Source organism: Listeria monocytogenes (assembly GCF_013282665.1).
In the GTDB taxonomy this organism is placed as follows: Bacteria; Bacillota; Bacilli; order Lactobacillales; family Listeriaceae; genus Listeria; species Listeria monocytogenes_C.
The window spans coordinates 657,569-679,790 of the sequence record NZ_CP054041.1; the positions used below are offsets into that span (position 1 = coordinate 657,569).

The window sequence follows — 22,222 nt, forward strand, 5'->3', positions numbered from 1 at the left end:
CAAAGGTGCTCCGTTTTCTTCCTATTATTTAGTTTCGACTGCTTGTTTATTTTTAGGAATTGCGATACCTAGATTCCCTCTTAGTGTCGAAGCTGGATATTCCGTTCGGTACAAACCACGACTTTGTAATAGTGGAATTACTTGTTCGACAAAAATTTCAAAAGTTCCTGGGATATCAGAGGCGATAATAAAGCCATCTGCCGCCTCATTTTGGAACCATACTTCAATTAAATCAGCGACTTGTTCTTTTGTTCCTAAGAAAGGTGTTTTAGGTGTTGCTGCTTCTGTCGCCACTTGACGAAGAGTTAGTTGACGTTCTTTGGCTTCTTTTTTGATTCGGTCTGTTGTGCTTTGAAAAGCATTTTTACCAATATCGCCAAGGTCTGGGAAAGGAGCATCCAGATCAAATTGGCTTAAATCGTAGTCATCAAAATAGCGTGCGAGATAAGTGACCGCATTTTCAATTGGAATGAGGTTCGCAAACTCGGTATATTTTGCTTCTGCTTCTTCCAACGTATCCGCTACAATTGGGCTAATTCCCGGAAAAATCCGAATTTCTGCTGCATTTCTCCCCGCTTTTTCAGCGCGAGCCTTTATATCTTGATAAAATTCAATTGCTTCCTCTAGAGAATCAGAATGTGTAAAAATGGCTTCTGCATTTTGAGCAGCGAAATCACGTCCTGTACTGGATGCGCCTGCTTGGAAAACGACTGGCTCGCCTTGTTTGGAACGAGCTATATTTAGCGGACCTTCGACTTGAAAATACTCACCTTGATGATTCAAGCGATGTAATTTTTCTGGATTAAAAAACTCACCGGTTTCTTTATTATAAGTAAAGGCATCTTCTTCCCAAGAGTTCCAGAGGCCACGAACTACTTGTAAATGTTCAGCAGCAATGGTGTAACGATCGCTGTGATTGGGAAGATTTTTCTTACTGTGATTGCGTGCAGCGCCTGCTTGCGGAGAAGTGACTAAATTCCAACCCGCACGGCCACCACTAATGTGATCAAGAGAAGAAAGTTGTCTTGCAAGTGTGAATGGTTCTGTAAAGGAAGTCGAGAAAGTTCCGACAAGACCAATATTTTTCGTAGATTCTGCTAGCGCAGACAAAATGGTTATTGGTTCAAAGCGATTAAGAAAATGTGGAATGGATTTTTCGGAAATAAAGAGACCGTCTGCTATAAATATAAAACTAAAAAGTCCTTGTTCGGCAATTTGCGCGCGGGATTTATAGAAATCTAAATCGGTACTTGCAGCTGGATTAATATCTGGATGGCGCCAACCGTCTGTAGTTCCTCCAACACCGTGAATAATTGCGCCAAATTGGATTGTTTCTTTTCTAGTCATTTTACTCCCTCCTTTTCAAATAAGGCTTTTTCTAAATGTGCTATTCCGATTTCGGTAACTGCTTGGTAAATTCCTTTTTCAATGTCGCCGATTTCTACGACTGGCACATGGCGAATACCGTATTTGGCTTGGAGAACTTCTCGCAAATAATCATGGTCAGTGACGTCGATATCTTGAAAAACGATTTTTTGCTCGGTTAAATAATCTTTGACATCTTTACAATAGTGACACCCTGCTTTACTCCAAACGACGACATTAGCCATGAACAACTTCCTCCTTTATCGATTCACTTAATAGTTGATAGGAATAACGTTTAATTTCCGCAGATTTGACTGGAGTTAAAACAACAAAATCTTGGATATTATATTCTTTTGAAAGTCGTTTGATTTCTGTTCCGACTTCTTGTTTAGTTCCTGTTATCGCGCCAATTCGTTGGGTAATAAACCGATATGTTTGGTCGATATCTTTTACGTAGGCTTCCGCTTGTTCACGTGAACCAACATTGACTCTACGTCCGTCCGCAAGCTCGACTTTGATTGACTCTCGCTCTGGAACATGGCGGTCTGCTACGATTTTAGTTTCAGCTACTACAATAATTGGCGCTAATTGAAAGCTCGCTTTTGTGTTTATTCGGTACTGTTCAAATAGCTCGCGTGCTTCTTTTAAAACAGACTCTTCTCCGTTAATAAAATAAGCGAAAACAAAGGAAATTCCTAGTTCCGCAGCTTGTTTCGCGCTCGCCGCACTTCCTCCAAGCAAAAATATCTCTGGTTTGTTTTCTGGAAGTGGTTTTGCTGTGATAGTTGCGTCGGAATAATGTGTAACAAAATTGACAAGTTCTTCCAATTTGGCATCAAAAGTTCGAGTAGGTTTTACGAAATCTTTTTGAAGGGCATCGGTTGCTGGTTGAAATCCTCCAGGAGCTTTTCCGACGCCGAGTGAAATCCGACCGGGCGCTAAATTTTCAAGCACATGAAATTGTTCAGCAACTTTATATGGACTATAGTGCTGCAGCATAATTCCGCCTGATGCAAGTTTGATTGTAGTCGTTTTTGCAGCAATATATCCTAAAAGAACTTCCGGCGCTGCGCCAGCTATTTCGCCTGAATTATGATGCTCAGCAACCCAAAAGCGATGATAACCGAGTTGTTCTGCAAATTGTGCAAGTTCTACGGTATTTTGTAAAGCTTCACTAGGTTTTTCATCTGGATTAATAATACTTTGGTCCAAAATACTAAATCGAATCGTCATATGACACGCTCCTTTTTCACTTCTTTGATTTCATATAAATAATCCGCTGAAACTCGGTGTAAAAAGCGTTTTGTTCTCTCTTCTTTTGTGTGATTAAACACTTCATCAGGAGTGCCTTGTTCCACAATTAGCCCGCCGTCCATAAAGACAACTTGATCTGCGACTCGTTTGGCGAACTCCATTTCATGCGTAACAACAATCATCGTCGCACCGGCACGCGCAATCTCCAGCATCACTTCCAATACTTCACCGACAAGTTCGGGATCAAGTGCGGCGGTTGGTTCATCAAATAAAATGACATCTGGATTAATTGCGAGTGCTCGCGCGATTCCAACACGCTGTTTTTGTCCGCCAGAAAGTTGGGAAGGATAGGCACTAAATTTGTCCGCCAAACCGACTTTTGTGAGTTCTCGTTCCGCAATTTCGCGCGCCATTTTTTTCGGCATTTTTCTTGCAACTGTTAGACCTTCCATCACATTTTGAATGACTGTTTTATGTGAAAAGAGATTATATTGTTGGAAAACCATTGCTGTATTTTTCCGCAGTTGTAAAACTTCTTTTTTGGATGGTTTCTTGCAGTTAATTATTTGATCGTGCATCGAGATTTCGCCATTTTCAGGTCGTTCCAGTAAGTTTAGGCAACGTAAAAAAGTTGTTTTCCCCGAGCCACTTGGACCAAGTATTGTTACTACTTCACCCTTTTTCACCGTTAAATCAATTCCTTTTAAAACCTTGTTTTCACCAAAGCTTTTTTGAATATTTTTTATTGTAATCATACTGTCCCTCCTTGATATTTAGCGATATTCTTTTCCAAAATGTAATTAATTGCTTCAATCAAAATAGTTAAAAACCAATAAATGAGAGCGGCGCCGATAAACGCTTCGAGAAATGCGTAATTGTCTGATGCTACAATCGTTGCCATTCCAGTGATTTCAGGAACTGCGACAATGGCGGCGATAGATGTAGTATGTAGAAATCCTATGCATAAATTTGTGAAATTCGGCAGGGCAATCATGAAAGCTTGAGGTAATAGTACTTTTCGAATCGCTTGACCATGCGTGTATCCCACCGAGTAAGCAGCTTCCATTTGTCCGATATCAACCGCCATAATACCAGAGCGCAGAATCTCGGTTAAGTAGGCTCCCGCCGTGAAAGACAGCGCTATAATGACAAAAACAACGACTGGTATTTTATTTGCAGAAATGCCTAATCCGAATGATTTGCTCAAAAAATCCACCAATAGCGGAATGCCCAAGTAAATCAGCATAATATGCAAAATGGCTGGGGTACTTCGAAAAAAAGAAACGTAAAATTTAGCAATCGGTTCTAAAAATCGGACATGATACATCCGAATAAGTGTCAGACCAATCGCGATAATGAAACCGAATAATATCGGAAAGAAGGTCATTGCAAGTGTTAACGGAATCGTTTTTAACATTGCCATTACAGCAGTTCCAATAAAAGGTACATCTAGCGGCATCATTATCTCTCCTTTATAACTCGATATCGAAAATACTTGTGAATCTGGTGTTTTCTTTTTTAACTCGTTTTTCAATCCATTTGAAGGAATATTCCAGTAAGACGGCCGTCAAATAGTAAATAATTGATAAAGAAATATAGACCTCTAGCGCGTGATTGCTTAGTGTTATCAGCGTCTGACCTCTTCCTGACATATCCATTACACCAATCGAAAAAGCGAGCGACGTATCTTTCAAATAACCAATGACTAAATTGCCAAAATTTGGTAGAGCTTGATAGAGCGCTTGTGGCAAAATGATTCGTAAAAACGTTTGGCGCCCATTCAGTCCAACACTATAAGCTGCCTCAGTTTGACCGGCATCCACACTATTCACGCCTGCGCGAATCACTTCGGCAATTGTCGCCGCACTGTTTAACGCATAAGTCGCAATCGCAGCATAAAGGGGATCCATTTGTGATAAATCAATGCCAACGATGCTTGAAAGTGCTGGGATTCCGTAGAAAACAATAAACAGTTGAACCATAATCGGCGTCCCACGGAAAAACGAAATATACACTCTCGCTAATTGATCTAAAACTGGAGTCTTATAAATTCTCGGTAAAGATAGCAGGACACCTAATATAAAACCAAAAACAAGCGAGAGTGCCAAAATATACAACGTAATTGGTAAATAACCAGCTAATGTCGGAATAAAATCAGCAATCATTTTTACATCGAACGCTTTATCCATTTTAATGGCACCCTTCCTCGTTTAATATTGTTCTTTTGAATAATCTGCGCCAAGCCATTTTTCACTTAATTTTTTAAGTGTTCCATCATCAATAATAGATTGAAGCGCCTCATCTACATCTTTGCTCAGTTTGGTTTCGTCTTTTCTGAGCATGAAATAAACTTTCGCATTAGATAGGACATCGCCAACTACTTTTTCTTTGATAGCACTTGTTTTATTTTGGAAATCTACCGCGAATGGTGTAGAAATTGTTGCATCAGCACGGCCTGTTTTCAGTTGGTTCGCTGTATCATTTGACCCTTGTCCTTCATAAGCGATTTCAAAATTATTGCCTTGTTCTTCATTGATTTTTTTCAATACAAGCGCACCATTCGACGTTGCGCTAGTGATAACGCGTTTCCCAGCCAAATCTTTTGTGCCATTTATGCTGTTATTACTGTCTAATACCGTCAATTGTAATGGGAAATTATTGTACGCTACATCATTAAATAAAAATTTCTTCTCGCGTTCTTTACTTTTTTCCATTTGATGTGCGACAATATCCACTTTTCCAGCGCCAAGGCTAACGAGTAAGTTAGAAAAATCCATCGTTTTAAATTTAAATTTATAGCCGGGCAAACGTTTGTCGATTTCTTTCACTAGTTCGACGTCATAACCGGTTAATTTCCCATTTTCATCCAAAAAGCAGACATTGGGAAATTGTGTTCCAGTCCCAACCGTGATTGTTTGTACTTTTTGATTCGCTGCTTCTGGTTCTTCTTTATCTCCACATGCGCTTAATGTTAATACTACTGTAAGAGCCAGTGCCAAAATCCCGTATTTCTTTTTCATCCTTCTTCCCCCTTTTTTTATGTCCAGCTAGGTATTCCGAGTAGTGTGGCATCGAATTTTTCCGGAATTAAGATTTTTCGCATCATAACACCCACATCACCGTCTTCCTCATGTTCAAAGTAGACCTCATAACCGCGGCGTAGATACATATCCAGCAACCACGGATGTTTTCTAGCAGAAGTTCCAAGTGTCAGTGCTGGTGCTTTTAACGTGTCACGCAGCACCCGTTCTTCTACATATGTTAATAATTTATCGCCAATCCCCTGTCCTGCAAGTTCCGGTGCCGTTGCAAACCACCAAACAAATGGATATTTAGAAGGTGGTGAGCTGCTCTCCCACGGAAAACGAACGGTAATCGTAGAAATTAATTTGCCGTTTCGTTCTAAAACAAAAGCAGAAGAATTAACAATATTTTCCGTCACCATCGCTAAATCCGCATTCGTTGACGGCCAATCAATTCCTAAATCTTTTACCGATTGAAAAGCACTCGACAACAATTCCAAAAATTCCGGCGCATCATCCACAGTCGCTACTCTAAAAATATCTTCTGCCATTTCCCATTCTCCTCCTCAAACTTCCACTGATTGTTGATTTAATAATGAAATAAATTGGTTTAAAGCAATGTCTAATCGTTCTTTCCCTGTAGCTTCAATTTCATACAGCCCATCCCCGAGCCGTTCAATTTGTTTGTCTACCGTAAACTGTCCTTTTAATATCGTTTCCGCTCCAAGTTCCTTCAACACAGGATCGAGTGCGTATTGCAGTGCAAGTAAATGTCCATTTGACCCACCAAGCCCAAGTGGCAAAACGACTTTCCCTTTCAAAGCTTTGAGTGGCAAAAGATCTAAATAGGCTTTTAACACCCCTGAATAGGCTGCTTTGAAAATCGGGGTAGCAATAATAACGCCCGCACTTGATTCAATTTCACTATTTGCCAATTGAATATCTGAATGCGCAAAATCCGCGGTGACTAATGCTTGTGCGTTTATTTTATGCACTTCGATGATGTTCACTTCTAAGCTGTTTGTTACTAATTGATTTGCTGCTAGTTGAGTTAATCCTGTAAGTCTGGATTCCGTTTTGATTCCCCCAGCAATAATTGTCACTTTTCCCATCAAATCGCCCCTTTTCAATCCTTATCAACTTACTTGGTTTTCAGATATTAGCTATACTATAAAGTAAAAGATCCCGTTTGGCTAATCAAAAAAACTAATGGCTAACCACAGTAATACTAATACTTCTGCTACAATCCGCATTATTCCTATGAATTTTATCAGATTAATAAATTGCTTCTCCTATTTTTACGGTGTATACTGTTAGAAATATCAAAAAACTCCAATATGAAGGGGGAATTATATTGGAATTTCGAACCATTAAAACTTTTTATACGGTGGTTAATACGGGAAGTTTTCAACGCGCTGCAGAAGTATTAAATTATTCGCAACCGACTATTTCGATGCGAATTAAACAATTGGAACAAGATTTAGATGTTCAGTTATTTGAACGAGGCAAAACTTTAAAACTAACACATGCCGGCAGATTGTTCTACGAAAGGGCAGGCCAGCTCATCGCTCAATATGAAGTACTCGATCACACGATATTCGACTTAAAAAATGGCAACGCAGGCCTTATCAAAGTTGGAATTTCCGAGCCTAGCGCTAGCCTCGTTCTGCCAAAAATTTTAAAACCCTTTCTAGCGGATTTCCCGAAATTAATGGTGAATGTGTCAGTGGATGATGCGAATACTTGTAGCCAAAAACTCATTGATGGGGAAATTGATTTTGCGATATGCGGAGAACCAGAGCTGATTTTGGAGAATTTTTATTTTCCTTTTTTTCATGATACGTTAGATTTAATCGTCTCAGAAAACCACGCGCTAGCTTCACGAACTTCTGTGGAGTTAAGTGATTTACGCGATGAATGCTTTATCTTCACACCGGCAAATTGCCCCATCCGCATCCAAATTGAACAGCATTTAAAACGTGCTATTGGCAGTGATTATAAAAAAATGGAGCTCACAAGTAGTATGTCACATAAATATTTTGTCCGCGAAAACGTTGGTGTATCAATTTTTACCAGCACCGCGCACTCAGAACTACTTGACGGGACGGTCCGCATTCCAATTGAAAATTTACCAATCTCACCGCCAATTGGACTTTTAACCAACCAAAAAGAAAAAGATTTTGACAGCACGACGAAAGAACTTATCGACCGGATTATTTATTATTTTGATGATAAAAAAAGACAGCTAGGCTAAAAAATAGCTTAACTGTCTTTTTATTAAAATTCTAATTGCAGATTTGCTTCTATCGCAAGCAAATTATCACGATACACTTTCATTTCTTTCCGTGTAATCGTTCCTTTTTCAAAGTAGCGTTGAATTGTTTCTCGTTCAATTTGTGAAGCTAGGTCGATTGTTGTTTGTAGCGCTTCATCATTGCTTTCTTTTTTATTTTTCCCACGACCTAATGCTCGCTCAAAATTCATTAAATAAAGCGAAATAATTTCTGGGTTAAACTCATTTGAGTCCAATTCTTGTAGCTTTTGAATGACGAATAGATTGTTTTCATTTTGGAGTTTAGCAATTTCTTTTCTACGTTCTTCAAAAGTAAGTGGAACAAATCGGAAATCTCGAAAACGATGACTTAATAATTGGCGATACCGCATTCTCGCCCGGTACTTCTCAGCTCGTGTTTGGACATAGAGGCGTTTTCCAAGACGCATCATTTGCGACACTCCCACGCCAGTATCAATTTTTCGTTCAAATACTAATCTTCTCGTATTTTCAAGTTGCCATTCTTGTGTTAAGCGCCGTAATTCTTTTTCAGTAGCATTCACTTCCTTATGCTCCATTAAAGAGAAAATTCGATTATTATACATATTCAATACTTTATTCATTTCTACTGCATTTTCATCTGTTTTATACGCCTGTAATTGCTGCACAATATCGCGAAGTAGCACAATGTCCGTCGTATGATCTGCCGCAACTTTGTCTTTTTTATCTGCAAAAAGTGGTAAGGTGAAATTGGCCAAAAGTAGTGTCGTAATAATAACCCCAGCAGCAATAAAAATAAGTAAATCTCGCTCAGGAAAAGCATTGCCATTACCAAGGACAAAAGGTAGCGAAAGCGCACTGACTAATGTAATTGTCCCGCGAACACCAGCCACAGTATAAAGAAAGGTATTTTTCAATCTGCTCACTAAATCCACTTTCGGACTTTCCTCATAATTGCGGAAAAACAAGATCCATAAAAATCTTAGTCCGAGTAGTAAGAAAGTAATTCCCACTATATACACGAATAGCATACCTTTTTGAATATTAGCGTCTTGCCAAATCGTCATCAAAATTTGTGGTAATTGTGTCCCTAGCAAGATAAATACCAAACCATTCAAACTAAAAATAATAACAGACCATGTGTTTCTTGAAAGCATATTCAATTGTGCTATTTCAGGATTTATTTTTTTGTAACTAAATGAATGCACCATTCCGCCACTAACTACTGCTAAAATCCCGTTCACCCCAACATTTTCTGCAACCATAAAAATTAAAAATGGTAACAAAATTTCCATCAGCATAAAAGAAGTCATATTTTCAATCCCCAGCTGGCGCAAACCACGCATTAACATGATTTTCAATAAACTAAGGATAGCTCCAAGCGCAATTCCACCTAGTGATAGAAGTAAAAAGCTTGTCCCAGCTGACATAAATGAGAATGTTCCCGTTACAAGCGCCAACACAGCAAACTGAAAGGAAACAAGTCCAGAAGCATCATTAATAAGTGATTCCCCTTCCAAAATATGCATAATTTTATGTGGCACTCTTACTTTTTCAGCTAGTGCACCCACCGCAACAGCATCTGTAGGCGCAAGTGCAGCAGCTAGTGCAAACGCTGCTGCAAAAGGTATCGCAGGAATTAAGTAATGAATAAAAGCACCCAATACCCCAACTGTTACAAACACTAGCCCAATCGATAATGACAAAATTGCCTTCCGATTTTTCCATAATGATTTCTTATCCGTACTTGCTCCATCATTAAAAAGAATCGGCGCCATAAATAATAATAAAAATAATTCCGGATTTAAATCCATTGTATGATCCCCAAGCGGAATCGCTAAAACAATCCCCAGTATTACTTGAATTAAAGGCACTGCAATCCCTGGCAAAAATCGGCTTAGTACATTAGACAAAAACACCGCGCTCAACATTAATAAAATCAGTTCAAATATTTCCATTAATACATCCCTCGTTCCCGTATCCATGCCACTGAGTGAGCAGTGTGGCATTTCTTCCGTTCCCATATTAGCAAAAAAACTTTTCGAAAACATCCGTCTCTGTATGGAGTTTCCTAGCTATCTTCACTTTTTCTGATAAACAATTTGTTCATTTACAACCGTCATCATAACGTTCACTTGACGAAGTTCTGCTTGTTTTATTTGAAATGGATCTTCTGCCAAAATCGTAAAATCAGCAACAAAGCCCGGCGCAATTTGTCCGCGTGTAGTTGTTTTGTAGCTCGCAAATGCCGCACCTTTTGTATATAGTTGAATAGCTTCAAACACAGTTAGTCCCTGCTCTGGCCAATATTCTACTCCATTCAAATCTGCATTCGCCGTTCTAGTGACAGCCGCATGGATACCCAAAAACGGATTCGGTACTTCTATCGGCGCATCACTTCCTCCAGCTAGCGGAAAACCAGCCTGTAGAAGCGTTTTCCAAGCAAAAGCTAGCGGTGGATGATTTTCTCCAAGTACTTCTAGCGCCCACGGAAGATCACTCGCCATGAATTGCGGCTGTATATCAAATAGCACAGGCAACCCCACAGCTTCTTCTATTAGCGATTCTGTAAGCCAAGGTGTATGTATTAGTCTGTCGTATTGCCCTTCTTTAGGCGGATTGGCACGTAATGTCCGAATCACATTAGCAAAAGCTTGATCACCTAAAATATGGATAGCAACAGGTAACCCTGCTTTTCGCGCCGCTTTAACTAAATTTTCAAATGCTTGATCAGAATGAATTTGCAGTCCTTTTTCATCTGGATTATCTGCGTATCCCGCACTCATCAAGGCTGTTCGCGAGCCCACGGTTCCATCATAGAAAATTTTCATCGCTCCTAATTCTAAAAAGGCATCCCCACTTACAAAGCTTTCATTAGAAGCCGAAAAAGCAGCGAGTTCTGCGTGGTGAACCAGCAAATGCGCACGAAACGGCATTTTATTAGCACCAACAGTATTTCGAAAAGCAGCTAAAGTCGAAGCAAATCCCGTGAAATAGTGTAAATCTTCCGAGTGTGCACCCGTTATGCCTTTCGACCATAAATCAGTTATCGCTATGTTCAGCCATGTGCTCAGTTCAGAAGGCGTTGCTGCTGGGAAAGAATCTATCGCCATAGTCGTTGCATTATCTCTTAAAACTCCAGTAAAATGACCTGTTTTATCACGAACAATTTCACCACCACCATCAAAACCAGTTTCTGAAAAATCAGCAATGTGCGCTTTTAATGCCGAATTGATGGAAACACTATGATAATCAATGCGCCGAACTAATATCGGATTCGTTTGGCTAACTGCATCTAAGTCAGCCAAAGAAATCAACGTTTGTTCATCTGACCATTTATTCTCATCATACCCTTCCACAAACAGCCATTCGTCACTAGCAAGTTGTTTTATCCGTCCTGCAATCAACGCTAATGCCTCTTTTTTAGTGGTGGTTTGGTTTAAATTAAGACGTTCTAAAGCTTGTCCATACCAAAGTAAGTGAATATGCGCATCAACGAACCCAGGAAATACCACGTTCCCTCCTAAATCAATCGTTTCGGTAATATTAGCCGCATATTTTTTTTCTAGCTCTTGTGCTTCTCCGATTGCATAAATGTGTCCTTTTTCTGTTAATACCGCAGAAACCTGATCCCCTTCAGCTGTCATTTGATAAAAGGTAGCATTTTTCCATAATTTCATTTTTTATTCCCCCTGATTCACGGAAATTTTCAAACCAGTTTTATCTTGTTGATTCTTTTTTTGTAATATTTGTTGGAGCGTAATACTAATTAATGCACATCCAAGTAAAATAAAGGCGCCAATAAATAAAGCTTTGATCCCACCAAGGTTTTGAACAACGATTGCTCCTAGGAACGGCGCGAGCATCCGCGCTGCTGTCGCCATCCCATTCACAAGTCCTTGATACAATCCAGCCGCTCCTTTTGGTGCAAGTTGATAAGCAATCGTCGGAATCGCTGGCCAAGCAAACATTTCTCCGAGTGTTAAGAAAATCATTCCGAGTACAAAGCCACTATAAATACTTGCATTCATTGCGACAACAAAAGATAAAATAAATAAGAAAATACCAATATAAATTTGTGCGAGTAAATATTTTTTAAATCTGTTTACAACAGGGATTAAAATGAGCTGACCAAGTACAATCAGCGCGCCATTTAAACTCCATAAATTTCCGTATTCGCTCGATGTCACACCTTTGATTTCTGTCATGTATGTAGATAAATTCGACTGCCACTGCACGTGCGGTAATTGGCAAAGTAAGTATGTCAACAATAATAGAATAAAAGAACATAACGCTAGCTTAGTCGGGAATTCGCGCTTAGCACCTTTTTTACGATGTTTTGTTTCTGCGCTTACTCGCTCTGATTTCCAATCAATCTTGTGGAAAAAGAAGAAGAAATATCCTGCGAAAGCAATCGCAAATACAAAAGAACCAATGTATACGTGGCTCATTCCTTGTTTCGCTAGGAGTCCTGCTAGCATTGGACCAATAGCTACGCCAATATTTTGTGCTACATAAATTGCATTAAATCCTGTTCTTCCTCCAGTCGGATGTGTTAATCCAGCTGCTGCGTACAATCCAGAGAAGACCATCCCCATCGCGATACCTACCGCCCACAAATTCCAAATAAAGAACGGAAATCCGTGAAAAAAACACAACGAAGCTGTTGAAAGTACTAATATAATCGTTCCAATCGTAAGTGAAATAAATCCAGAAAAACGGTCAAAAATAAGTCCGCCAATAATACTAGAAATAATTCCTACTCCAGAGTTAATCAACAACACTATTGAAGCGTCCGTTGTCGACATCCCTAACTCTTGTGTCATGTAAATCATATTGAAAGGCCAAATAAACGATAGCCCTGTATATAGTAACACCATCCCAATAATAACAATCCATAAATCCTTTGGTAACCATTTTGTCATTTCTACACTTTCCCTTCATTAAAACTCACCTTTTTTAGGGTATCACAACCATCCACATTCGAAAAGAAAAACTTCATCAAAAAAACCACCTAGCAAAATTTGCTGGTGGCTAATAAGGGACTGGCGATAAATCCCTATCATGGTTACTTATAAGTGTACTATGAATTCGAATTTTTGTCTGTGCTAATATAAGAAATATTTCAATTATTTTTTTGCAATACGTTATTATAGGCCAAATCTCTTAAATAGTTATGAAATTGCAGTACATCTATTTCAAGATAATAACCTAATTCATAGAGAATATGCTGCTGTTTCAATTCTTTCACTTGAAAAGCACATAGTTCTTTAGGAACAACTTGTATAATCTCTTGTCTAAAAAAATCTATTGCTACTTTCCAAGAAGTGGTATGTAATCTTGCAGGCATTTCTTGGATAAGCCACTGAATGCAATCACTTTCATCTCGATCCAAAAAACTTTTTTCTATTCTTGTTAAATCAGCAAGCTTCACGTTCCCCATACTTTTCAAGATATCCTTTACATAGGCCAACGGAATTTTCCAAGCCACCGTTTTAGAAAGGGGCTGGATTTTTGTCTCTTCTCGTGTAAAACCGAGAATGCTTCCTTTTCCCCAAGAACTGTTTCTAGCAGCACATTGTGTTACATTGCCTTCGTCGATTGCATAAACATACTCATTGTTTTCAGGGCAAAGAACAATTTCCTCCTCGTTCCAATATACCAATTCAGCTACTTCTTGAAACCTTGGATTATTAGTTAACGTAAACATTAATTCCGTCGCAAACCTTTCCTGCATTTATCCCGCCTCCTCAAAATCCTTACATCAATTCATCTCTCTTTATCATAATAAAAAAAAAGCGAGTAGAGAGTTCCTAAAGAACCATCTTCCCGCTTCTTATGTCTATTTTGTGACGAAATTATTTTTCCGGCTTTATTGATGTGATTTTTTTAACATTTCTCTTGAAAAAATATAAAAAATTATCATTATTTCCCGGAATCACCTTTTTGAATAACCCACCAAAGAGAAAGGCATGTAATTCCTTGGAAAATAAAAAACAATCCAAGGATAATACCAATCGCAATCGCTACTAACGTATTCGTGAATAAGGAAATAACAGCAATAATTAATCCTATAATTCCCATGATAAGTAGTAAAGTCCATCCCGGAAATCCTTTTACAGCAAACGCCGTTAAAATACGCAAAATCGCTGATGCTAATATCCAAATTGCGAAAATAATAATGAAAACTCGTTCTGCCATATTCGATTCGAAAATAGCAAATCCACCAACAAGAATGGATAAAATCCCGTCTAACATGATCCATTTAGAAATACTCCAATATTTACGTTCTCCAAAATAAGAAATCACTTCATTAATCCCATTTAAAACTAAAATTATCCCAATAAAAATAGTGAGTGCTTGCAGTGAAGTACTTGGATTAAACATTAAATAAATTCCAAGACCAATCATCGCCACACCAAGAATTAAAACGAAATACGTGTATAATTTTCTCATGGTTTTGCCCCCTTTTTAGTGATTAGTAAGTAATGACCCTGCCGCTTCATCAATAATAAATACGACATTCGGATGGTTACGTAGAATCGACGCTGGACAACTTTCATCAATTGGTCCCTCAAGTAAACCTTTAACCGCCTCTGCTTTTCGTTCACCAGAAGCAGTGACTAAGATTTGTTTCGCATCCATCATATCAGCTAAGCCAAGTGTCAGCATTTGAGACGGCGCTTCGTCTTCTTTTAAGTTGTTGTACATGATGGTACTTTTAATAGTGGATTCATCGCTATCTGCCAAAAACAATCGCGCATCAAATGGTGTTCCTGGTTCATTAGCCCCTAGATGTCCATTTACCCCTAATCCTAGAATTTGTAAATCACGCTCATTTTCAGCTAAAATTTTCTTATAGCGCGCGATTTCATCCGTAAAATCAGCTAAACTACCATCTAATAATTCTACTCTTTTTGGCATTTTGTTGATTAAATCATAGAATTTTTGGTGCATATATGTGTAAACAGTGAAGGAAGCATCGCGCTTAGCCACATACTCATCTAAATTCATTAAAAATACTTTTTCAATTGGAATTTCATCGGCATTAATTCCTTTTACAAGCCCTTCAAACATTCCATCAAAACTTGCTCCGGTAGTTGTATTGATTACCGGATTATCATTTTCGTTAATGACTTGTTTGACAACTTCAAGCGCTTCTTGCGACATTTCTTCGTATGTTTTCGTTCTGATTAATTTCATAAAAATCCTCCTCTATATGCTTTCATTACCCGAACTATTTTTTCTAAAGCAAACCATGCTTTTCAAAGCTTGTGTACAATCCATCTTCATCAACGGATTTTGTTACTTCATCTGCAAGTAATTTTAGTTCTTCTTTTGCATTCCCCATTGCAATACCAGTTTCACAATAAGCAAGCATTTCTGCATCATTCATTCCATCACCAATGCCAATCGTCGCATTCTTCTCTGCACCGATATGCGCTAGCAGAAATTCAATCGCTGTCGCTTTATGAATATCCGGTACCATCAGCTCTCCACTATCATCTCCAAAAATAGGAACCGTACAATGTAACACCTCAAATTTACCGCTAAATTCATTTTTTATTTCTTCAAAAGGTACATTTTTATTTTCTAGGAAACAAGCTTTATTGACATCTGTGCGGTACAGATTTGTTTCACCATACGTCAGGCTTTCCATGAAAGGATGTGGATTGCTAGCTTTTTTCTCGCGCGCAATCGGGTCGTTTTCGACATCGCCATAAATTAATCTATCTAAATGGGCTTCTAAATTTTCGCTTGCAAATAGCCCACCGTTTGACTCCAAATAGAAATCTAAGTTCTTTTCATGAAAGAAATCTACCATATGAACAACGTCTTCATTCGCTACTTTTTTATGGTAAATAATTTCATCGTCTACTTCGATATAGCCGCCACCAGCACCAATAATCCCATCAAACCCGATGGATAAAATCGAGTCATACAGCTCTGGTTTAGAACGACCAGTACACAAGTACACTTGATGTCCATTGTTACGTGCTTTTATTATTGCTGTTCTTGCGGATGCCGGAACAAGTCCATCATCCGTTACAAGCGTACCATCTACATCTACAAATACTATTTTTTTCGTCATGCAATACCTCTTTTCGTATGTTAATAGTTTAATTATAGCATTTCTTTGATAAGAAGGCGCTCGGTTATATAACAAAAAACATCGTATAGCGAATTTTCATCCGTCATACGATGTTTGATACTTATTTTAATTCTGGCCAAAAGGCTTTATTTTCAATCATCATTTCATCCAATACTTTCTTCGCCACTGTGGCATTTGGAACCGATTGATTTAATGTAAATGCTTGTAATGCTTTTTGATAAGATTTTTCAAAGTAAGCATCTACGAGTAGTTTCTCCGCAGCAACTTGCGCTTCCATCATACCTTTATGGAAATCACCAATTGCAGGCAAGGCAATTGCTTCTACACCTGTCGCACCAACGTATGCTGGAACTTCAACAACTGCATCACTACGTAAATTCGGGATGGATCCTTTGTTTTCGACGATTAACATAAAGCGACTTTTCTCATCATTTAGTAGTGAAGTAGCTATGTCTACAATATATAAACCGTGTACGCCAAAGTAGAAATCAAGCACATCTCCTTTTTCTTTGTTGCGGATTTTATCTGCCATTTCTTGTGTTTTTTGCTCGCGACCATCCATTACTGTATTCGCACGAGTATAATTTGGATCAGCATAATCGACATACATGTCTGGGTACAAATAATATTCTAAATAGTTATTTGGCAAATTATCTGGAAAATTTTGAACCATAAAGCGGATCATATTGAATGCGCGATTCCAGCTTGGATCTTCTTCTTTGATTTCTTGAACTTTCAACTTCTCTAAAAGCTCTGGCATAATATCACGTTTTAATGACTTATCATAAATTTTCGTATACCAACCAAAGTGATTTAAACCATAGTAAGTTGCAATCCAATTATCACGATCATAGCCATAATTTTTAGCTAGTGTATCTTCAATTCCGATTGTCATATCACATACATTAATCATTCGAATACCAGGAAATTGTCTTCGTACAGCTTCAGAAATAATCGTTTCTGGGTTCGTATAATTTAAAATCCAAGCTTCTGGCGCATATTTTTGAATAAAGCCAACTAATTCTAATAGCGGACCAATACTGCGTAGTCCGTATGAAAATCCGCCAAGTCCACATGTTTCTTGCCCAACTAATCCATGTTTTAGTGGAATTTTTTCATCTTTTTCACGCATTTTAAGTCCGCCAACGCGAATTTGCGAGAAGATAAAGTCCGCTCCGGTAAATGCTTCTTCAGGGTTTGTTGTTTGTACTAATTTAATTGATGAAAAGCCTTGTTGTTCTAACATATAACCCAGAATTAAATACATGTTTTCATTTCTTGTTGCTTCAATATCATACAAACGGATCTCACTTACTGGTAATCGTTCTTGCCCGTTAAGTACTGCTTGAATGATTCCCGGTGTATAAGTACTTCCTCCGCCAGCAATAGTAATAATTTGTTTTTTCATATCTCTCACTCCTTCAAACTTACTCGTTGTTATTATATATAGTTTGTAATAATTCCACGCATTCGCGATAGGTACTACATGCACTTATTTGCTCTACATAAGACTTATTAGAAGCTATTAGTGATAAAAAATCATTAATTAAAGGTGCCTCTGTCCCGTCCAATTCTTCAATCATTGGAATCATAATCAAACTAACTTTATGTGTATCCCAAGCACACGGTTTTTTCAAAATACAAATGAAAATACCACTTTTGTGCGCAACATTTTTAATTGGATGGGGTAAAGCAATCCCAGTCGGAATCGCTGTTGAAAAAAGTTGTTCACGATTATATAATTTCTCAGTAAATCGCTCAGGAACATATCCTTTATCAATGCAATATTGACTTAAAAATTCGATTGCATTATATTTTTGCTCATACGCATAATCCGTTAAGAAAAGCTCTTCGTGTAAATATTTTTCTTTAATATAAGCAAACTTTTTCATTTTATTTGCTTCTACTATGGCTGAAAGTTGTTTTTTTATCGTTACTTCTTCAATCAAACCAATGTTATTAGCCAAAATAATACATGGGACTTCCTCAGACAAATCAATTTTTTTGGTAGAAATACATAAATCAACTTCGATATTTTCAGCTAGTAGTAATTGACACTGAGCATTATCGGTTATTTCTATAACTTCGGCTTTTACTGGCCGTAATACTTCGGCTAATTGTTCACGGAAATAATACATCGCAGCTTTACCTTCCAAAACAATTAAAGCTATACGCACTACTTGATTTAATTGATGCTTCGCTTCGATTTTCCGGTAGTATTGGTATAAATACATGACCAATAAAATAATTTCTTCTTGATTTAAAATTACACCTAGACGTTCAAGTAATTTTTCTCCAATAAAAATCGCGATATCTAGTAAGTAGCTATACTGCTGCGTAATGATATGTGTCACTTGATTTTTAATGACCATTCCACGTTTGACACGTTCCAGCGCAATAAAAATATGTTTCGTCATATCACTTGTTACTTCTAAATCTGCCGTAAAATCAATCAAATATACATGCTTAATTTCTTCCAATATCAATAATATTTCTTGATAAAGTTCATCTTCTAAAACCATTTTTGTCGTTACTTGGTTTTCAAAATGATTCATTGCAACAATTTTTTCATATTCTGTTACTATAAATTGCTTCATCTCCGCCGAAATCTGATAACCCATTTCTTGTTGAATTGTATCAAAAAGTTGTTTAAGAAATGGATTAGCAATTTTCGTAGAAGTTTGTTGTTCCGCATGTTTTTGAAAAAAGGCACTTCCATAAATAAGTTGTGCAAGCAAAATAGTTTCATCAAAATACTTCAAAACAATTTTATGGTGATGGATCATTTCTAATACTATTTGGCGAATTTTTTCATGATTAATTTCTGGAAAACAATTTGTTAATAAATTTGTCTTTAATCCTTCATCCAACGTTGCAATGCGATTTAATAGCTCCATTTTCGTTGTGGGGGAAGCGCTTATGGCATATACACCATCACTGGAATGAATTACTACATCTAAACCTAATAGCTGCTCAAAGTAGCCTCGTAACCACTGAATATCCCGTTGGATGGTTGATTCTGAAGTGAACGTTTCTGCACCATATTCGTAAATATCTACGCCTTCTTCGACAAGTAATTGCTGAATTAATCGCGCCATCCGATTTTGTTCAAATCCAGTTTCTGCCTCAACGTCAATCGGAAAAGGTTTTTCCATATTATAGGCGTATCCTAACTTTTTCGAAGTAAAGATAAAATCGTCACCTATGCTCTCTTTAATAACACGTATATCATTTCTAATCGTTCGATCACTTATTTGGAATAAATCTGCTAATTTTTTCCCAAGTAACCAATTATTTTCGTTATACAGTGTGCTTAAAATATTTTTTTGACGTTGATTTAGCATTTTTAATCACCTATTTCATTTTTTTGGAATATCATGATAGGAAATTAATTCTACATTGTTTTGGTTTAAAAACTTGCGCATCCTAGGAGAAATTAAACTTTCTAATTCATTCGCGCGTGGCGTTGAGAATGTTGAATTTTCCAGAATAAACGTATCAAGATAGCCAGGATGTGTCATGATTTCAACATAATCATAACATAAAATTGATTCTGCATTGTCATAAATATAATCTAGGTTCTCATACGCACCATATGGAATTTCAAGCGGCTTTTCCCAAATAAACTCGACATGCTGGAAGCCTGCCGTATCATGATTCCGAAGTGGAATTCCAACCTCTTCTGCCAGGCGTTTCGCAGCACTAGCCGCAACTGGATAAATATCTGTAGAAAAGAGATGGCTATCCAAATGACTCGGTTTCTTTTTCATAAATGCGACAAAGCGATGATATTGCGCTTTAAATTCTTGATACACTTCTTCCTCATTATAGGGATACTCAGGCGTAATAAATTTTGGTTTTATTAATTCACCATCTTGGTTCACTAAAGATGCACCATTGGTTAACGGTTTACCTAACGTTAAATTGAGATGTAACCCTATTCCAAGTGTAGGTGTTTGCTTAGATAATTCTACAGCATGTTCAAAAGCAGGCATTGTTACCATTAATGTGGTAGAAGTCAAAACACCTAAATTGTGCGCATCAATGATTCCGTAATTGATTGCTCTTGTGAACCCAAAATCATCTGCATTTATTATTAGTTTCATAGTCACTACTCCTTACTTTTCATCCAAACGCTTATACAAGTTAAGTACAGACTTAACTAAATCGCAGTAAACAAAAGCATTCATCAGATGATCTTGCGCATGAATAAGCAATAAGGATACTTCTTTTGAGTCCCCGCCCGCTTCTTCTTGAATCAAGGATGTTTGTACATGATGTGCTTCTCTTAAAGATTGATTTGCTTGTTCGATACATGCTTCTGCTTCCGCAAATTCACTTTTTTCTGCGTGACGAATTGCTTTTAGAAACGAAGAAGAGGCATCTCCAGCACTTGATATTATTTTAAATGATTGTAATTCAGTGCCTTCCATCAGTTCCCCTCCGTCTTAAATGTATTCGTTCCAGCTTCTTTAATCTTTTTAAATGCAGCGATTAGAATTGGTACTGCATTCATATTGCCATAATCCTCTTTATCAATCACCTCTACTGGAACATTTAATCCATGTTCTTTTGTCGCTTCAACTACTTGTTCATAAGCCATTGAAAGTTGAGGGCCAAGTAAGACTATAGAAACATTATCTAGATGATCAGAAAACTCATCTTTTCCCCATGCTTCAATCGTAATTCCTTTATCTTTAAATTTCTCAGATGCTGCAATCGCCTCCTCCATTTTTTTTACTAAAATGGAGGTGGATAATCCGCCAAAACATACTAACATAATTTTCATGTCTATCGTCCTTTCCTACTTAAAAATCAAAATCATCTAGACTAGCTTCTTGGTCCCCACTAGTTTCTTGTAAAATAGCTTCTTTTTCAGCAATTTTAAAGAATGGGTAGTAAATAAGTGCAGAGCAGACCAAGATAAGACCAAGTACAATAATATATCTCCAGTCAAATGAAGCCACTATAGCACCGATTGGAACAGGTACATATGGAGACACCATCGTAAATGGATTCATTAATCCAAGCTTGATAGAGAACCAACCAATCAAAGCAGCAATTTGTGGTGCAACCATCATTGGAATAAAGAATCGTGGATTTAACACAATTGGAACACCAAACATTACTGGCTCGTTAATACTAAAGAAAGTTGGAATTAAAGCTAGTCTACCAAGTGTTTTATATCGTTTCGATTTGGAGAACATCATGATGACAACGAGTGCTCCTGTAACCCCTGCTCCAGTTACACCTACAATACTCCACATAAAGTCAGGAGTGAAAATTAGCATAGAAGAAAGAGGTTCTCCTTTTGCAAGAGCGGCTGCATTCGCATCCACGTTTTGGAACGCTACACTTAGCCAAACTGGCGCCATAACAGAATAGCCATGAATACCAAACCACCATAATAATTGTTGGATAAAGATGATTAGCATAATACCTGGTAATGTGTTTACTAAGGACGTTAGTGGAGAGAATAATGTTTGAATTAACTCAACTACACGGATACCACTTAATGATTCTATTCCAAAACTTAAAATAGCAATAATTAAAACAGAGAATAAAATTGGCCATAGATTTTCAAAAGAACGTAAAATTGGTGTCGGAACACCTTGTCCTAAATTAATCGTGAATTTCAACTTATTCTTAAAAATGTGTAAAATTTCGACAGACAATAAACTAATTACTAAAGCAACAAATATCCCTTCGCCGGCTAGATACGTTACATCGCTTCCGCCTGCTTCAAGTGGTCTTACTGCAACGACAACAAAACTCATTAAGGCTGTGACAATCGCCCCAATATCCCATAAATTGCGTTCCTTCGCATAGTAATATGCTACAAAAACGGCCACATATACGGACATTAATCCAAAAGTAGCAAAATATATTGGAGAAGTAATGTTATTGATATAATTGGAAACTGCTGCAATCCAACTAGGTAATTTCGGAATCCCTCCTAGTTGTTGGAATAAAACGGGAACTGCACCAACTAAAGTAATTGGAACCAGTGCCATCATTCCTTGACGTACTGCCTTCATCTGGGTGTTACTTTCTAGTACTTTTGCAAATGGTAATAACCATTTTGACAGAAATCGTTCTAATGCTTTCATTAATTTTCATTTCCTTTCCCTGAGCTGTTATACGTTAATGATAGCGCATACAAAATTCACCCTCAATTAATCTTATTTCCTAAGC

General features: G+C 37.7%; 23 protein-coding genes. 1 reads left to right on the forward strand and 22 read right to left on the reverse strand.

Annotation, left to right across the window (positions count from 1 at the left end):
* Positions 1–24: 24 nt before the first annotated feature.
* The 9 genes from HRK21_RS03270 to ssuE are packed head-to-tail and all read right to left on the reverse strand — an operon-like array spanning position 25 to position 6,754.
* Positions 25–1,347, reverse strand: a complete 1,323-nt coding sequence (locus HRK21_RS03270; RefSeq protein ID WP_070005813.1) for an LLM class flavin-dependent oxidoreductase — start codon at positions 1,345–1,347, stop codon at positions 25–27.
* On the reverse strand, positions 1,344–1,610 hold the full coding sequence (locus HRK21_RS03275) for a glutaredoxin family protein (RefSeq protein ID WP_070005812.1): 267 nt from the start codon (positions 1,608–1,610) through the stop codon (positions 1,344–1,346). The genes HRK21_RS03270 and HRK21_RS03275 overlap by 4 nt, the downstream gene beginning before the upstream one ends.
* Entirely contained in the window at positions 1,603–2,598 is a 996-nt protein-coding gene (locus tag HRK21_RS03280; protein ID WP_070005811.1) for an LLM class flavin-dependent oxidoreductase, read from the reverse strand. The genes HRK21_RS03275 and HRK21_RS03280 overlap by 8 nt, the downstream gene beginning before the upstream one ends.
* On the reverse strand, positions 2,595–3,374 hold the full coding sequence (locus HRK21_RS03285; protein ID WP_003739628.1) for an amino acid ABC transporter ATP-binding protein: 780 nt from the start codon (positions 3,372–3,374) through the stop codon (positions 2,595–2,597). The genes HRK21_RS03280 and HRK21_RS03285 overlap by 4 nt, the downstream gene beginning before the upstream one ends.
* Positions 3,371–4,078, reverse strand: a complete 708-nt coding sequence (locus tag HRK21_RS03290) for an amino acid ABC transporter permease (RefSeq protein ID WP_003729976.1) — start codon at positions 4,076–4,078, stop codon at positions 3,371–3,373. Before HRK21_RS03290 ends, HRK21_RS03285 begins: the two co-directional genes overlap by 4 nt.
* 13 nt (positions 4,079–4,091) lie before the next feature.
* The gene (locus tag HRK21_RS03295; protein ID WP_070005810.1) at positions 4,092–4,808 is read right to left on the reverse strand and encodes an amino acid ABC transporter permease; all 717 of its coding nucleotides are present in this window, start codon (positions 4,806–4,808) and stop codon (positions 4,092–4,094) included.
* Between the two features lie 21 nt (positions 4,809–4,829).
* On the reverse strand, positions 4,830–5,639 hold the full coding sequence (locus HRK21_RS03300; protein WP_069887762.1) for an amino acid ABC transporter substrate-binding protein: 810 nt from the start codon (positions 5,637–5,639) through the stop codon (positions 4,830–4,832).
* Between the two features lie 17 nt (positions 5,640–5,656).
* Positions 5,657–6,193, reverse strand: coding sequence for a GNAT family N-acetyltransferase (locus HRK21_RS03305; protein ID WP_069887761.1), 537 nt, complete (start codon positions 6,191–6,193; stop codon positions 5,657–5,659).
* A gap of 15 nt (positions 6,194–6,208) precedes the next feature.
* On the reverse strand, positions 6,209–6,754 hold the full coding sequence (gene ssuE, locus HRK21_RS03310; RefSeq protein ID WP_069887760.1) for an NADPH-dependent FMN reductase: 546 nt from the start codon (positions 6,752–6,754) through the stop codon (positions 6,209–6,211).
* A gap of 242 nt (positions 6,755–6,996) precedes the next feature.
* On the opposite strand from ssuE, the gene HRK21_RS03315 reads away from it, so the two are divergent.
* Positions 6,997–7,896: a LysR family transcriptional regulator gene (locus HRK21_RS03315; protein WP_070005809.1), complete on the forward strand. Its 900-nt coding sequence runs from the start codon at positions 6,997–6,999 to the stop codon at positions 7,894–7,896.
* Positions 7,897–7,919: 23 nt separating this feature from the next.
* On the opposite strand, the gene HRK21_RS03320 is transcribed toward HRK21_RS03315, so the two are convergent.
* From HRK21_RS03320 to HRK21_RS03380, 13 genes are all read right to left on the reverse strand, one after another.
* Positions 7,920–9,872 (reverse strand): cation:proton antiporter, encoded by a 1,953-nt coding sequence (locus tag HRK21_RS03320; protein WP_070005894.1) that lies wholly within the window; start codon positions 9,870–9,872, stop codon positions 7,920–7,922.
* A gap of 123 nt (positions 9,873–9,995) precedes the next feature.
* Positions 9,996–11,594 carry an amidohydrolase gene (locus tag HRK21_RS03325; protein WP_070005808.1) on the reverse strand — a complete coding sequence of 533 codons (1,599 nt, stop codon included), beginning with the start codon at positions 11,592–11,594 and terminating at the stop codon, positions 9,996–9,998.
* Positions 11,595–11,597: 3 nt separating this feature from the next.
* Complete coding sequence (locus tag HRK21_RS03330; protein ID WP_069887758.1) at positions 11,598–12,839, reverse strand: MDR family MFS transporter; 1,242 nt, start codon at positions 12,837–12,839, stop codon at positions 11,598–11,600.
* Between the two features lie 200 nt (positions 12,840–13,039).
* Entirely contained in the window at positions 13,040–13,651 is a 612-nt protein-coding gene (locus tag HRK21_RS03335) for a hypothetical protein (protein WP_069887757.1), read from the reverse strand.
* A gap of 188 nt (positions 13,652–13,839) precedes the next feature.
* A complete protein-coding gene (locus HRK21_RS03340) occupies positions 13,840–14,370 on the reverse strand; it encodes an HdeD family acid-resistance protein (protein ID WP_003739638.1) in 531 nt (176 codons plus the stop codon).
* 15 nt (positions 14,371–14,385) lie between these two features.
* Positions 14,386–15,117, reverse strand: a complete 732-nt coding sequence (locus HRK21_RS03345) for a glucosamine-6-phosphate deaminase (protein WP_070005807.1) — start codon at positions 15,115–15,117, stop codon at positions 14,386–14,388.
* Between the two features lie 43 nt (positions 15,118–15,160).
* Positions 15,161–16,006 carry a Cof-type HAD-IIB family hydrolase gene (locus tag HRK21_RS03350; protein ID WP_070005806.1) on the reverse strand — a complete coding sequence of 282 codons (846 nt, stop codon included), beginning with the start codon at positions 16,004–16,006 and terminating at the stop codon, positions 15,161–15,163.
* A 121-nt stretch (positions 16,007–16,127) separates the two neighbouring features.
* Entirely contained in the window at positions 16,128–17,435 is a 1,308-nt protein-coding gene (locus HRK21_RS03355) for a 6-phospho-alpha-glucosidase (protein ID WP_003739641.1), read from the reverse strand.
* A 19-nt stretch (positions 17,436–17,454) separates the two neighbouring features.
* The gene (locus HRK21_RS03360) at positions 17,455–19,371 is read right to left on the reverse strand and encodes a BglG family transcription antiterminator (RefSeq protein WP_070005805.1); all 1,917 of its coding nucleotides are present in this window, start codon (positions 19,369–19,371) and stop codon (positions 17,455–17,457) included.
* Positions 19,372–19,386: 15 nt separating this feature from the next.
* Positions 19,387–20,133: a carbohydrate deacetylase gene (locus HRK21_RS03365; RefSeq protein WP_069887752.1), complete on the reverse strand. Its 747-nt coding sequence runs from the start codon at positions 20,131–20,133 to the stop codon at positions 19,387–19,389.
* 12 nt (positions 20,134–20,145) lie between these two features.
* The gene (locus HRK21_RS03370) at positions 20,146–20,460 is read right to left on the reverse strand and encodes a PTS sugar transporter subunit IIA (protein ID WP_003727719.1); all 315 of its coding nucleotides are present in this window, start codon (positions 20,458–20,460) and stop codon (positions 20,146–20,148) included.
* Positions 20,460–20,816: a PTS sugar transporter subunit IIB gene (locus HRK21_RS03375; RefSeq protein ID WP_069887751.1), complete on the reverse strand. Its 357-nt coding sequence runs from the start codon at positions 20,814–20,816 to the stop codon at positions 20,460–20,462. Before HRK21_RS03375 ends, HRK21_RS03370 begins: the two co-directional genes overlap by 1 nt.
* Before the next feature lie 19 nt (positions 20,817–20,835).
* Complete coding sequence (locus HRK21_RS03380; protein WP_069887750.1) at positions 20,836–22,137, reverse strand: PTS sugar transporter subunit IIC; 1,302 nt, start codon at positions 22,135–22,137, stop codon at positions 20,836–20,838.
* Between the last annotated feature and the right edge of the window lie 85 nt (positions 22,138–22,222).